2 protein-coding genes are annotated in these 1,071 nt (G+C 28.1%); both read right to left on the bottom strand.

Annotated features, from left to right (window positions below; all coding sequences use genetic code 11):
* Nucleotides 1-205: 205 nt before the first annotated feature.
* Nucleotides 206-379, bottom strand: a complete 174-nt coding sequence (locus tag ICJ85_RS16105) for a hypothetical protein (RefSeq protein ID WP_188224821.1) — start codon at nucleotides 377-379, stop codon at nucleotides 206-208.
* Nucleotides 380-433: 54 nt separating this feature from the next.
* Complete coding sequence (locus tag ICJ85_RS16100) at nucleotides 434-970, bottom strand: hypothetical protein (RefSeq protein WP_188224820.1); 537 nt, start codon at nucleotides 968-970, stop codon at nucleotides 434-436.
* Nucleotides 971-1,071: the final 101 nt, after the last annotated feature.

The following is a 1,071-nucleotide window of genomic DNA, read 5'->3' as shown; positions in this document are numbered from 1 at the left end:
AAGTGGATTGCCTTATGATGAGAACTTTATGTCTAAATTAGCTTAAAATTGTTTGCTTTTTAACTCAGTTCTTTGTTGTAAAACGTTTTTATTATGGGTGATGAAATTGACTATTCAGATAAGATTTTAGAGATACTAAAAGGACTAACTTACAATGAGGCTAAATGGGCTATTGAAGAAGCGCTAGGATCTCTTGGGAGAGTATCTAAAGTCGACTAATTTTTTCTATTAAATCTTTATAAGAAATTTTAGCTGTAACATAATGTTCTTTACCAAACGAAATAATTGTTTCTGCTGAATTTTTCTCTTTTATGTAACATATTTTATCTACAAAAATAGTTGTTGTTTTTCCTTGATGGTTCAAGTCTATTGTTTTCATGTTTTAATATTTAAGTTATGAGTTTAAAAAATCCGAATACACGCAAGAGTAAGGTCAGTCAGATTTTGTGTTTTTTTGATGATTTAAACGAAAGGTATCCATATCTACAGCCTTTTCATTCTGAATATTTTTGGTGGATGAATCTATATCTTTTAATTGCTTATTCGCTGTCTCTTTATGGGTTGTTTGTAATTTTTCAAGAGACTTTTCTTTAGAGTTTTTTAATGCGTAAAGTGAAATAACAACTCCGATTATAGAAACTAAATAAGGAAACCATCCAGTTTTAGACTGAAACCAAGAAATATATAAATCATACTTCTCTTTCTTTAATTGCCTTTGAATTAATGCTTTTTTATGCGATAAATATTCTTTCCAACTATTAAATTGCGCTATATGATAACCATATTCAGTAATTATATAAATTTCATTTGTTCTGGAAACTAAACCTTCGCTTAATAAATAATCTAATTGTCTTTGTTTTTCTGCTCTATTAATTAATTTATCTCTAGTAGTTATATTCGACTTATCTTCATTGTCAATAAAATCATTTTTACTTATTTCAATTAATAAATCAAATATTGGTTTCTCCACTATACTTTGTTTTAGAATGTTTTACAACGGTTTGGCTATGATTTCGGCGTGGATAAATCCGCAGGATTTGTCCGCAGAGAAATCAGCTTGGTTAAATTAAT

This window comes from Aestuariibaculum marinum, from assembly GCF_014596975.1.
Lineage (GTDB): Bacteria > Bacteroidota > Bacteroidia > Flavobacteriales > Flavobacteriaceae > Aestuariibaculum > Aestuariibaculum marinum.
The sequence above is the reverse complement of the archived record's forward strand: the minus strand, read 5'-3'. Positions and strand labels throughout refer to the sequence as shown.

Excerpts from the sequence above, each read along its gene's own strand:
- ICJ85_RS16105 (WP_188224821.1), bottom strand. The coding sequence starts at position 379 with ATGAAAACAATAGACTTGAACCATCAAGGAAAAACAACAACTATTTTT.